Source organism: Roseofilum halophilum BLCC-M91 (genome assembly GCF_030068445.1).
GTDB classification, from domain to species: domain Bacteria; phylum Cyanobacteriota; class Cyanobacteriia; order Cyanobacteriales; family Desertifilaceae; genus Roseofilum; species Roseofilum halophilum.
Genome location: NZ_JAQPOK010000091.1, coordinates 1 through 12,699 on the forward strand (window position 1 = coordinate 1; position 12,699 = coordinate 12,699).

Annotated in this window: 11 protein-coding genes; 3 read left to right on the forward strand and 8 right to left on the reverse strand. The window is 49.3% G+C overall.

The genetic code is table 11. From position 1 onward, the window contains the following. Positions 1-175 precede the first annotated feature (175 nt). A complete protein-coding gene (locus PJF56_RS12705; protein WP_283763050.1) occupies positions 176-1,315 on the reverse strand; it encodes a 5-(carboxyamino)imidazole ribonucleotide synthase in 1,140 nt (379 codons plus the stop codon). A 205-nt stretch (positions 1,316-1,520) separates the two neighbouring features. Between PJF56_RS12705 and PJF56_RS12710 the strand changes: the two genes are divergently transcribed. Beyond that, a complete protein-coding gene (locus PJF56_RS12710; RefSeq protein ID WP_283763051.1) occupies positions 1,521-3,098 on the forward strand; it encodes a DUF1565 domain-containing protein in 1,578 nt (525 codons plus the stop codon). A gap of 79 nt (positions 3,099-3,177) precedes the next feature. Here PJF56_RS12710 and PJF56_RS12715 read toward each other — a convergent pair whose 3' ends face one another. After that, positions 3,178-3,390, reverse strand: a complete 213-nt coding sequence (locus PJF56_RS12715; protein WP_283763052.1) for a hypothetical protein — start codon at positions 3,388-3,390, stop codon at positions 3,178-3,180. On the opposite strand from PJF56_RS12715, the gene dmeF reads away from it, so the two are divergent. Both dmeF and PJF56_RS12725 read left to right on the forward strand, forming a co-directional pair. Further along, positions 3,379-4,338: a CDF family Co(II)/Ni(II) efflux transporter DmeF gene (gene dmeF, locus PJF56_RS12720; RefSeq protein WP_283763053.1), complete on the forward strand. Its 960-nt coding sequence runs from the start codon at positions 3,379-3,381 to the stop codon at positions 4,336-4,338. The genes PJF56_RS12715 and dmeF overlap by 12 nt on opposite strands. A gap of 92 nt (positions 4,339-4,430) precedes the next feature. Next, a complete protein-coding gene (locus PJF56_RS12725) occupies positions 4,431-4,751 on the forward strand; it encodes a hypothetical protein (RefSeq protein WP_283763054.1) in 321 nt (106 codons plus the stop codon). Between the two features lie 583 nt (positions 4,752-5,334). Here PJF56_RS12725 and csaB read toward each other — a convergent pair. The 6 genes from csaB to PJF56_RS12755 form a co-directional block, all read right to left on the reverse strand. Next, complete coding sequence (gene csaB / locus PJF56_RS12730; RefSeq protein ID WP_283763055.1) at positions 5,335-6,441, reverse strand: polysaccharide pyruvyl transferase CsaB; 1,107 nt, start codon at positions 6,439-6,441, stop codon at positions 5,335-5,337. Between the two features lie 82 nt (positions 6,442-6,523). Continuing rightward, on the reverse strand, positions 6,524-8,494 hold the full coding sequence (gene acs / locus PJF56_RS12735; RefSeq protein WP_283763056.1) for an acetate--CoA ligase: 1,971 nt from the start codon (positions 8,492-8,494) through the stop codon (positions 6,524-6,526). A 167-nt stretch (positions 8,495-8,661) separates the two neighbouring features. After that, entirely contained in the window at positions 8,662-9,282 is a 621-nt protein-coding gene (locus PJF56_RS12740; protein WP_430540885.1) for a cytochrome c oxidase subunit 3, read from the reverse strand. A gap of 136 nt (positions 9,283-9,418) precedes the next feature. Next, the gene (ctaD, locus tag PJF56_RS12745; RefSeq protein WP_283763057.1) at positions 9,419-11,074 is read right to left on the reverse strand and encodes a cytochrome c oxidase subunit I; all 1,656 of its coding nucleotides are present in this window, start codon (positions 11,072-11,074) and stop codon (positions 9,419-9,421) included. 59 nt (positions 11,075-11,133) lie between these two features. Then, on the reverse strand, positions 11,134-12,150 hold the full coding sequence (locus PJF56_RS12750) for a cytochrome c oxidase subunit II (protein ID WP_283763058.1): 1,017 nt from the start codon (positions 12,148-12,150) through the stop codon (positions 11,134-11,136). After that, the gene (locus PJF56_RS12755) at positions 12,134-12,268 is read right to left on the reverse strand and encodes a hypothetical protein (protein ID WP_283763059.1); all 135 of its coding nucleotides are present in this window, start codon (positions 12,266-12,268) and stop codon (positions 12,134-12,136) included. Before PJF56_RS12755 ends, PJF56_RS12750 begins: the two co-directional genes overlap by 17 nt. Between the last annotated feature and the right edge of the window lie 431 nt (positions 12,269-12,699).

The window sequence follows — 12,699 nt, forward strand, 5'->3', positions numbered from 1 at the left end:
GGGTAATGGGTAATGGGAAAACCATTTTTTACGCTAGAGTGCCCATTCTTCAGGCTTTTCATGGGACAACACTCTCAAGGAACATTTCGATTACTGTACCTCATAACATCGAAAAACGCTGTATTGCGATTTGTAAGCCAAATTCCTGTTGGCGGCTAGGGGTAATTAGAGATTTTTATCCTGGATACCAAATCGATTCAATTTTCTGGGCGATCGCCACCAACTGCTCCCGTTTTGTGCTATCCGTACAGACGGTAACATGGCCTAACTTGCGCCCTGGCCTAACTTCTGGCTTTCCATACCAATGCACATGACTCCCTGGAATTTGGGCAATAGCCTCCCGTTGGTCTAAATATTCGCTCTCCGAATCTTCATACCCCAATAAATTCACCATCACCGCTCCCCCACACTTCAAACTGGGATCGCCCACCGGTAAATCGGCCACTGCTCGCAGATGTTGGGCAAACTGGGAAGTCTGACAAGCATCTAAGCTAAAATGACCAGAATTATGGGTACGCGGCGCAATTTCATTCACTAAAACTTGCCCATCTGGAGTTAAGAAAAACTCAATGCCAAAAATGCCCACGACCTCTAACTCATTCAGCAATGTCTGAGCCATTTGATTAACCTTTTTCTGCACCGTTTCTTCTACCTCTGCGGGAACCAAAACCCACCGACAGACCTGATTAATCTGTTGACTTTCGACGACCGGATACACCACAACTTCCCCGGAGGAAAACCGCGCCGCCATTACTGCTAATTCGCGCTCAAAGGGCACAAATTCTTCTACTAAAACCGGGACATCAGCAAAGGTTTTCGCCGCTTGATTAAACTGTTCTCGATCTTTTAAAATCAGGGTTCCTTGCCCATCATATCCCTGTCTTCGGGTCTTCAAAACCACGGGAAAGGGCAAATTTTCTGGCTGATGATGCCAATCTATGCTCTGAAACCAGGGAACCGGAATTCCTAAATCTCGCAGAAAACAGCGCTGATCGTATTTATCCAATAGGGGTTTAAGGGCAGATAAACGGGGACGAAAACAGATCCCAGACTGCTCTAGAGGCGCAAGGGCATCTAAATCAATAAACTCATTTTCAAACGTGATCGCATCACAGCGCTGCGCTAATTGCTCTGTAGTGGTCGCATCGGCGATCGCCCCAAAAATGACCTCCGAAGCTCTAGAGACGGCAGGATCGCTCGATTTCGGGGTTTGCACAATCAATTCTAGACCCAATGCTTCAGCTTCCAGAGCCATCATCCAAGCTAACTGTCCCCCCCCGATCGCCCCCACGCGAGTTTTCTGTCCCTGTTTCATAGTTCTCTATTTTTAATCACCCGACCTGTTATCATACCAAGGTTTTTCCCCTCCCCCCATCCCCCACTCCCCCTGATGGGAACCCGATCGCCGCGTAAGCATTCAAAAATGCCTATCCCCTAAATCTATACTCCCATAGACTTAGGTGATACCATAATGTGCAACTCTTAACTGTCCTCATCCCCTTACCACCAGAGAGGTTCCTTTGAACAGAACGATCCTTAACTCCAGTACAGTTCTATTCACCCTGCTGACTCTGAGCTTGAGTGCGGCGATTTTCCCCAAACCCGCGATCGCTTCTGAGGCGATCGCTCAAACTCCCTCAGAAGTCTCCACCGAACGACCAACCCTATGGGTGAATCCCCAAACCGGAAACGATCGATCGGGAAATGGCACAGCTCAAGCGCCCTATCGCACCTTAACCCACACCTTACGCATGGCTTCGCCCAACAGTGTGATTCAACTCGCTCCGGGAACCTATTCTCAGCAAACCGGGGAAGTGTTTCCCATTCAACTCAAACCGAATGTGATTGTAGTCGGTAACCCGGACAATAAAGGAGAAAACACAATTATTCAAGGGGGAGGACGCTTCATCAGTCCCACCTTTGCCCGACAAAATATTACGCTTCTGGGAGCCAACGATGCGGCTCTGGCTGGGGTAACGGTAACCAACCCCAATGGGCGCGGCTATGGATTATGGATAGAATCGAGTTCCTTAGTCGTCGCCGATAATACGTTTACCGGCAATGTCCATGATGGCATCTCCATCACCGGAAGAAGTGGCTCCGTCATTCGCAGTAACCACTTTACCCGCAATGGAGCCAATGGGATTACGATCTATGGCACATCAAATCCGGAAGTCCGGGATAATGTCTTTGATAATACGGGTTTTGGGATTAATATCAATCAGAATGCCACCCCTCTAATTGTCAACAATCAAATTATCAATAATCGCGATGGTGTAGTGGTACAAGCCAAAGCTACGCCGATTTTACGGGAAAATCGCATCGAAAATAACCAACGCAACGGGTTGGTAGCCATCTCTGAATCCCAACCCAATCTCGGTACAGCCAACGAACCCGGTAATAATCAATTCCGCAATAACGGTGAATATGACATTAATGCCCAAGGTGCAAAAAACACCATTCCCGTCTACGGAAATCAACTGATTACCCGCCGTATTGTGGGTCGTCTGGACTTCCAAGGAACGGCTGCGCTGATTCAACCCGCTCCAGAAACCCCGCGTCGAGTTTCTCCTCCCTCTCTGCTTCCCACTCCTTCGAGTCCCGTTGCTCCTCCGCCAACGAACACCTCGCCTAACCCTGCACCGATTCCCATCCCCGTACCCCCTCCCCAATCGAGTACCCCCCTTCCTGCGCCTCCTGCCCCTCGGCAATCTCCCCTTCCTCCGCCAAACCGTAGCTCTTCGGTAACCTCTCAAGTCCCGAACTTAGAACCCCTGCCGGTTCCCAATGTGGATATTCCCTTGGGAGATAACAGCTATGCCGATCGCATTCCCAACCGTGCCAGTGTGCCGGGAAGTCCTCCCCCTCCCCCGACAAGCGTGGCTTCTGCCTTGGGTTTGCGCTATCGGGTGATTGTTTATGCTTCCTCTACTCAAGAGCAAAACCGGGTTAAATCAGTAGTCCCGGATGCCTTTCGCAGTTCTTACCAAGGGCGATCGGTGCTTCAAGTGGGTGCATTTGCCACGGTGGAAGAAGCCCAAGATAGGCTGGAGTTAGTCCGCAATGCTGGATTGCGAGCCGAATTGGTAGACTATTAAGTTGAGTCATTAAGTCAAAACTGGGCAACCCTATCAAGTCCAGTTAATGGGTTATGAAGTAGTGGGAGCGTCTCGCTCCCTATCCCCAATTCCCGAATTCCCGAATTCCCCCATTCCCCCATTCCCAAATTCCCAAATTCCCCCAATTCCCAAATTCCCAAATTCCCGAATTCCCCCATTCCCGAATTCCCAAATTCCCAAATTCCCAAATTCCCCAATTCCCCAATTCCCAAATTCCCCAATTCCCCAATTCCCCCATTCCCCAATTCCCAAATTCCCCATGCATATTCATAATCTAGAAGAATGGCAACATTCCCATAATTTCTTAGTGGATCGCCATGGAGCTGAACAAAAAACCCGCATCGTGATCGCTCTGACTGCTGTCACCATGGTTGCTGAGATTGTCGCCGGTACGATCTTTGGTTCCATGGCTCTACTCGCCGATGGCTGGCATATGGCGACCCATATTGCTGCCTTTGGCATTACCTTGTTTGCCTATCAATACGCTCGTCATCATGCCAATGACCCCAAATATACCTTTGGCACGGGTAAAGTTAGCACCCTGGGAGGGTTTGCCAGTGCGGTAGCTCTGGCAGTGGTGGCTTGTGTGATGGTGGTGGAGTCCATCGGTCGTTTGTTGCAACCGGAAGCGATTCAGTTTAATGAGGCGATTATTGTGGCGGTGATTGGTTTGGTGGTGAATTTGGTCAGCGCTCTGTTATTAGAGGATCATCACGATCATCATCATGAGGATCATCATCACGATCGCCATCACCATCACGATCATAATCTTCGTGCTGCCTATTTCCATGTCTTAGCCGATGCTTTAACCTCCATTTTGGCGATTTTGGCTCTGTTTGCAGGTAAGTTTCTGGGTTGGATCTCGATGGATGCAGCTATGGGTATAGTTGGAGCCATGGTGATTAGCAAATGGTCTTATAATCTCTTGCGAGAAACGAGTGCCCTATTGTTGGATGGGGCGATCGATAAACAAACCAAGCTCGATATTATTCATCGCATTGAACACGATGCCGATAATCGGGTCGTTGATTTGCATGTTTGGAATTTGAGCGAAGAGCATTTAGCCGCCACGATTTCCGTCGTTACCCACTATCCGCAAAAACCGGAATATTATAAAACGCTCCTACAACCCATGTCTTCCCTTTCCCATGTGTTGGTTGAAGTCAATCCCTGTCAGGGTGAACCTTGTGTAGAAGTGACAAGCGGTTCTAGGCTTTAGCTAAACCAATTTCAAGTCACTGTTTTTACATTTCTGAGTTATTCTAATCAATTTAGGCTCGAAGGACAATAATGATGATCGATTCTTGCACAATGAGATGGTTCGCCCTGATCGGTTGGGTGGGTTTGGGAATGTTGATGACTCCCATGGCTAGAGCGCAGTCTACCTCTGTCGATCCGGTTTATCCCGAACAAGCCGTGACTGATATTCTAGACAATTGTCAGCAACAAACAGCCCAGTTTTTACCCCCAGATTTGATAGAACCATTATGTCAATGCGTGCTAACTCAGTTTCAAGCTGAGTTTAGTTATGGTGACTATGAACAACTGATTGATGAAGCTGAGAAAACCGGAGAAGATCCTCCCCAATTCAGTCAAATCGGTCGAAAATGTGCCCTTGAGCAACTGATTTAAACTCATATCAAATCCGCTTGAATACCATAATTAAAAATGTAGGGAGCAAGATGCTCCCACTCCAGTAATATCAAATAATTGAGGGAGAATACCATAATTAAAAATGTAGGGAGCAAGATGCTCACACTCCAGTATTATCAAATAATTGAGGGAGAATACCATAATTAAAAATGTAGGGAGCAAGATGCTCACACTCCAGTAATATCAAATAATTGAGGGAGTGCGGGCATCTTGCCCGCTAGTTTATAGCGCTGCGCTCTATAGTGTTTACAAATACTGGAAAATGGCATCTTGCCCGCTTGTTCGATATCAAAGCTATAGCAAGGCGCGATCCCATTCTACAACCTGACTACCTATTACCCATTACCTATTACCTATTACCGCGCGAAGCGCTATAACTCATTTTCATGTCCGCTTGCGGAAACCGGACTTGATACAGCGTTTTTCGATGTTATGAGGTACAGTAATCGAAATGTTCCTTGAGAGTGTTGTCCCATGAAAAGCCTGAAGAATGGGCACGCATAGCGTAAAAAATGGTTTTCCCATTACCCATTACCCATTACCGCGCGAAGCGCTGTATCATTTAAGAGTCCTTCTTACAGTTGGGCGATAGATAACGATGTAGGAGCTGTTGATGTTCCATGGTTTGGCTGCGGATGCCTTCAAGTTGTGCAGGAGTTAGGGGTTGCCGATGCTGGTAGAACTCGATCCAAGTTTGACTAATTTGGCTGGGGTTTTCTGGGAGCTGGTCGAGTTCCCAACCGGGAAGATTAAATTGCTCCATCAGTTGGGTGACTTTGGGATCGTAGCTGAGGGCAAAGCAGGGACATGCCACCCCAGCAGCCATGATTAAACCGTGGAGTCGCATGGCGATCGCCATTTCTACTTGACTAAAGATACTTTTATACTGTTCTGGGCGATTGGGTAGCGACTCCGAAGGAGTATCGCGCCAGCCATGAGTCCCTTTATCGCCGATCCAAATTTCGCTCACCTTGGGGAGCGCTTGATGGAGTCTTTGGGCAATGTCTAAATCACTCTTGGGCTGGAAGGGTAATAATAAAAGATAACTTTGGGTGCGCTGTTGTAGCTCAATCAGGGCTTGTGTCAGGGTTTGCAATCGATCGGCTGTCAGTTGGGGATGGGGACGCAACACCACCGCAATTCTGGGATGGGGTAAACGATCTAGACCTTCAACGGGGAGAGGATCTAAGGCCCAAACCGGATCGGGAGCCAGGATATGGGGAATATTCCAATCGGTTAAGAGTTGCGCTCCCTGGCGATCGCGCACACTGACCGCCGTACATCCCCGGAAAAGCGATCGCGCCAGTCGGCGAGTCAGAGCAGCATTTAAGGGGCCGATCCCTTGTCCCCAAGCCAGGGTGATTTTGCCCATCCGTTGCGCTAGGGCCATCAGGGCAAAATAATAAAGGGGCGATCGCCAACTGGTAACATCTTGAATTAAACTACCTCCCCCCCAGATAAACCCATCCGCAGAGGCTAAAGTGCGCCAGAGATCCCAGATCGAAGTGCGAGAGCAGGTTTCCACCCCATACTGTTGCTGCGTTTCCTCGCAGTTGGCCGACAACACCACAGGAGTCACATTGTCCGGTAACATCTGTAATAGGGTCACCAACAGGGCTTCATCTCCAGCATTTCCCTGGCCATAGTATCCACATAACACCACACGCATATCAATTAAAAATTAAACATTAAACATTAAAAATGATGGTGTTGGGGCGGGTTCCCCCATTGGAGATAACCCGCCTTGTCGCTCAACTATCTTCGCGCAGTTTGTCGAGTACGCTACGGTCTTCTAAGGTGGAGGTATCCCCGGCAATTTCTTGGCCTCCCGCTAGCGATCGCAGCAAGCGACGCATAATTTTACCCGATCGCGTTTTCGGCAAAGCATCGGTAAAGCGAATTTCTCCCGGACGGGCGATCGCCCCAATTTCAGCCACCACATGCTGCTTTAACTCTTTTTCTAGGGCTTCTGAACCACTATAGGTTCCTTCTAGCGTAACAAAAGCCACGACATCTTCCCCTTTGAGTTCATCCGGTTTCCCGACGACTGCTGCTTCAGCTACTGAAGGATGGGAAACCAGGGCGGATTCAATTTCCATGGTTCCTAACCGGTGTCCAGAAACATTTACCACATCATCGACCCGGCCCATGACCCAGTAATAGCCATCCTCATCCTTACGCGCTCCATCGCCCGCAAAATAAAGATATTGCCCATCTTTGGGGGGAATATGTTCCCAATAGGTGCGACGGAAGCGATCGGGATCGCCATAAACCGTTCGCATCATACTCGGCCAGGGATGTAGCACCACCAAATAGCCCCCCTGATTATCCTCTACCGGGTTCCCTTCTAGATCTACGACATCAGCCAAAATACCGGGGAAGGGTAGGGTGGCTGAACCGGGTTTGGTGGGAATCGCTCCGGGTAGGGGGGTGAGCATAAAGCCGCCGGTTTCCGTTTGCCACCAAGTATCGACAATGGGGCAGTTTTCATGGCCGATAATGCGGTGATACCACATCCAAGCCTCTGGGTTAATGGGTTCGCCGACTGTGCCTAAAATCCGCAGGGAGGAGAGATCGCGAGCGTTGGGGTGATGTTCTCCCATTTTGATGAAGGCGCGAATGGCGGTAGGCGCAGTATAGAAAATGGTTACGCCATATTTTTCCACCACATCCCACAAGCAACCGGGGTTAGAGCCACGGGGGGCCCCTTCATACATGACGGTGGTGGCTCCATTGGAGAGGGGGCCATAAACAATATAGCTGTGGCCGGTAATCCAGCCCACATCCGCCGTACACCAATAAACATCGGTTTCTTGCAGGTCGAAGGCCCATTTTAGGGTCATGTGGGTATAGAGGTTATAGCCGCCGGTGGTGTGAACCACGCCCTTGGGTTTGCCGGTGGTTCCGGAGGTGTAGAGGATGAAGAGCATGTCTTCGCTGTCCATGGCCTCGGCTGGACAATGGGCGGAAACTCCGGCTTGTAGGTCGTGCCACCAGTGGTCGCGCCCCGGTTCCATGTGAACTTGTTGGTTGGTGCGTTGGACGACTAGCACGTTATCGACGGAGGGGACGGCATTATCGGCGATCGCCTTATCCACCTGGGGCTTCAGGGGCACAATATTATCTTTACGCCATCCACCATCGGCGGTGATCACCAGTTTAGCTTCTGCGTCTAGAAGGCGGTCTTTCAGGGCTTCGGCACTAAAGCCGCCAAAAATGACGGTATGGGGTGCGCCAATGCGAGCGCAGGCTAAGAGGGCGATCGCCGCTTCCGGGATCATGGGCATATAGATGCCGACGCGATCGCCTTTTTGCACCCCTAACTGTTTCAAAACATTCGCCATTTGGCACACTTCCCGATGCAGTTGGGCGTAGGTGAGGGTGCGCGAGTCTCCCGGTTCTCCTTCCCAAATGAGGGCGGCTTTATTTTTGCGCCAGGTTTTCAAGTGGCGATCGAGACAGTTATAAGAGATATTAATTTTGCCCCCCACAAACCACTTGGCAAAGGGAGGTTGCCAGTCCAAGACTTGATCCCACTTCTCAAACCAATCTAATTCCTGTTCTGCCAGTTCTGCCCAGAACCCTTGGGGGTCAGCTTTGGCTTTTTCACAGAGCTGCTGATACTCTTCTAGGCTTTTAACCTGGGCGTTTTGGGCAAATTCTGCTGAGGGATGGAATTGACGTTTTTCTTTCAGGATCGATTCAATCGTTGGTTGTGTCATGCTATAGAGGTGATTTGAAGTAAAGGTCTATCCACTCTTTGTAATCCAGAATTACCCCAATATAGATTGAGTTTCATTAAGTTTAAGATTTTCCCTAGGTGCGGCAAAGCGGATTTCTGGTAGAAACCCGCTTTCTCAAATCTGACAAGGAATGGATTGAACCCTAATTACAACAGATACAACAGGGTAAAAAGGACAATCCAGACCACATCAACGAAGTGCCAGTAAATCTCGGCCGCTTCTACACCAAAATGGGACTCTTGGGAATAGTGACCCGAAACCCGCGATCGCCACAATACTCCCAAAATTAGCACCAATCCGAACAAAACATGCAAACCATGGAAGCCCGTCAGCACATAGAACGTACTCGCAAACACATTATCGGTTAAGCCAAAACTGAGATGAAAATACTCATACAACTGTCCGATCAGAAACACAATTCCCATCAGGGCAGTAATTCCAAACCACAGCCTGAGACCCTTTTCATCGCCCTTATTCTTAATCGCATCTCCAGCCTTATGAATCACAAAACTACTGGAAATCAGAATAATCGTATTAATGCCAGGTAAAAGCAATTCCAGTTCTGTGCCTTCCGGTTGCCAGTCCGGTGAGGTCAGCTTAAACGTCAGATAAGCGGCAAATAACCCTAAAAAGATCATCGATTCCGCAATCAGGAACATCAAAATCCCAAAGATGCGATGATCCGGATGCTCTTCATGATGGGATACGCCATGGGTTTCTTCGGCATATCCCATTACAGTTGATGTCGCTTCAGCAGAACTTTGCATACAAAATATCTCCAATTAGTTAGGGAATAGGAAATGGGGAACAGGGAATAGGGAATAGGGGAATGGGGAATTAACTTCTCCGCGTCTCCGCGTCTCCGTGTCCCCGTGTCCCCCCACTCCCCCATCCCCCCATTTTTTACGATGGTTTCATCTCCGCTAACAACTCATCCACCGATTTCTCCTCTTCCGAGGCTTCCGTATCAATCCCATAATCATAGGGGCCAGACCAAAGAATTGGGGGTTCTAAGAAGTTCTCCACCGGGGGAGGAGAAGCGGTTAACCATTCTAGGGTTAAGGCATTCCAGGGATTCGCCGGAGCCATGGAACCCGCTAACCAACTCCAAACGGCATTAATTAGGAAGGGCAAAGTAGAAATGGCCAGCAGGATAGAACCCACGGTACACACCATATTAACAGTGGCAAATTGAGGATCGTATTCAGCTACCCGACGGGGCATTCCTTGTAAACCTAACCAGTGCATGGGGAGGAAGCAGAGGTTAAAGCCAAGGAAAGTTAAGACAAAATGCACTTTACCCCAAGTTTCATTGAGCATTCTGCCCGTCATTTTGGGGAACCAGTGGTAAATTGCGCCATAAATGCCGAACACGCTACCACCAAAGAGGACATAGTGCAGGTGAGCCACGACAAAATAGGTGTCGTGAACGTGGATATCAAAGGGGGCAGAGGCTAACATGATGCCGCTTAAGCCACCCACTACGAACAGGGATACAAAGCCGAGGGCAAAGAGCATGGCGCTATTGAGGCGAATTTTTCCGCCCCAAAGGGTGGCGATCCAGCTAAAGACTTTGATTCCGGTGGGGACGGCGATAATCATGGTGGCAACCATGAAGAACATCCGTAACCAGCCGGGAGTGCCACTGGTAAACATATGGTGTGCCCAAACAATCAAGCCCAGGAAACTGATTACCAGACTGGAGTAGGCGATCGCCTTATACCCAAAGATCGGCTTGCGCGAATGTACCGGTATGATTTCCGAAATCACCCCAAACAGGGGCACAATCATGATGTACACCGCCGGATGGGAATAAAACCAGAATAAGTGCTGATAGACAATCGGATCGCCGCCACCGGTAGGATTAAAGAACGAAGTCCCCGCCATCAAGTCAAAGGCTAACAGTACCAGTGCCCCCGCTAAAACCGGAGTAGACATCAAAATCAAGATAGAAACCGAGACCGTTGCCCAGCAAAATAAGGGCATATCATAAATCCCCATACCCGGCATTCTCATGTTTACAATCGTGGTCATGAAGTTGATGCCCCCTAAAATTGAAGAGGTTCCCAACAACAGCACACTGATAATCCAAATAAATTCCCCCGCCTTATCGCCAGTGGTGCTTAAGGGAGGATAGGAAGTCCAGCCTGCTCCAGGAGCGCCCACAAAGAAACTCGACATCAGCAGGATGCCCCCTGGAACAATGAGCCAGAAAGCTACCGCATTGAGCCTAGGAAAGGCCATATCCTTAGCCCCAATCATCAAAGGAATCAGATAGTTGGCTAAACCGGCTCCAGCAGGGACAATCCAAAGGAAAATCATTACGGTTCCATGAACCGTAAACAAACCGTTATAGAGTTCGCGGCTGACAAAATCGACTTCTGGGGTTGCTAGTTCGGTACGGATACCAACAGCTAGGAGTCCTCCTAGAATGTAGAAGACAAAGGAAGTAATCAGGTATTGCATCCCGATTATTTTGTGGTCGGTGCTGAAGCTTAAGAAATCTCGCCAACTGGGGCGATAAGCTTCCATAGCGGCTGATTCTTGTGGTTGTGTCATAGATAATGGGTAATTGGTAATGGGTAATTGGTAATAGGGAGTAGGCAAAAGGCAATGGGTCATTTCCCCACGTCTTTGCGTCTCCCTGTCACCGTATCTCCGCGTCCCCGTGTCACCGTGTCCAGAATGTCCCCATCAATACCCATTTCTTGGGTATAGGGCGCGAGGTATTCCTCGGAGGAGAGATTGGCAACTGGGGTTCCTAGAGGTTCTCCATCGGCTGAGGCGATTTGCTCATTCACCCACTGGTCAAAGTCTTCTGCCGATTCAACGATGGTAGTGCTTCTCATTCCTCCATGGTATGAACCGCACAGTTCAGCGCAGACAACGGGATAGGTTCCCATTTCCCTGGGCCGCAGTCGCAGTTGGGTTTCCCGGCCGGGGATAGCATCTTGTTTGACGCGGAATTGAGGTATCCACAGGGAGTGGATCACGTCAGCAGCTTTGATGTTTAATTGCACATCCCGGCCTACAGGCATGTGCAGTTCTCCGCTAACAATGCCGGTCTCTGGATAGGTGAAAATCCAGGCATATTGCAGGCCGAGAACGTCAACCACTAGATCGGCAGATTTGCCGATGTCTTTGGGATCTGCGCCGATACCGATCGCCACGCGGCGATCGCCTTTTTCTAGAGTTGGAGCTTCTTCCGACAGGGGGGCGGCTAGTGCCGCTCCCTGCATATGAGCTACCTCTTGACCATGGTCATGGGAAGCCATGGGATCGAGTCCACCCATATTGGTATACACATCGAAACTATAAACCCCTAAGCCTAAAACAATCATGGCCGGAATAGCTGTCCAGACGATTTCTAGGGGAATATTGCCTTCGATAGGGGGGCCATCGGTTTCATCGCCTGGCCGTTGACGGAACTTAATGATCGAAAAGATGAGGATGCCCTGAACCAGCAAAAATAGACCAATAGAAATGGTCATCATAGTATTAAAAAGTCCGTCGATCCAGGGGGCTTCCTCGGAAGCAGCAACGGGCATTAAACCATGATGTTGACCAAACCAGAGGCTGATCAGAGTTAAGAAAATACCAGCGATTAAGGTAATAATGTTACTCGGAATATTCACAGTGATTAGGCCGGTTAATCTTCAAGAGGTTTAACGATAGCGCATAGCGCTGGTAATGGGCAGAAGGGTAATCGGTAATGGCAAATGATAAGCCGCTCAGTACAACCGTTTCAGTCATTGCCCATCATCATATCCCTTTTTAAGATAAGGGAGTTTAAAAGTCTAGGGAGCGAGACGCTCCCACTCCAAAATATCCAAGGTGTTCAGGAGTGCGAGCATCTTGCTCGCTGCTTAACCCTAGGGAGCGAGACGCTCCCACTCCAAAATATCCAAGGTGTTCAGGAGTGCGAGCATCTTGCTCGCTGCTTCCCTAGGGAGCGAGACGCTCCCACTCCAAAATATCCAAGGTGTTCAGGAGTGCAAGCATCTTGCTCGCTGCTTCCCTAGGGAGCGAGACGCTCCCACTCCAAAATATCCAAGGTGTTCAGGAGTGCAAGCATCTTGCTCGCTGCTTAACCCTAGGGAGCGAGACGCTCCCACTCCAAAATATCCAAGGTGTTCAGGAGTGCAAGCATCTTGCTCGCTGCTTCCCTAGGGAGCGAGACGCTC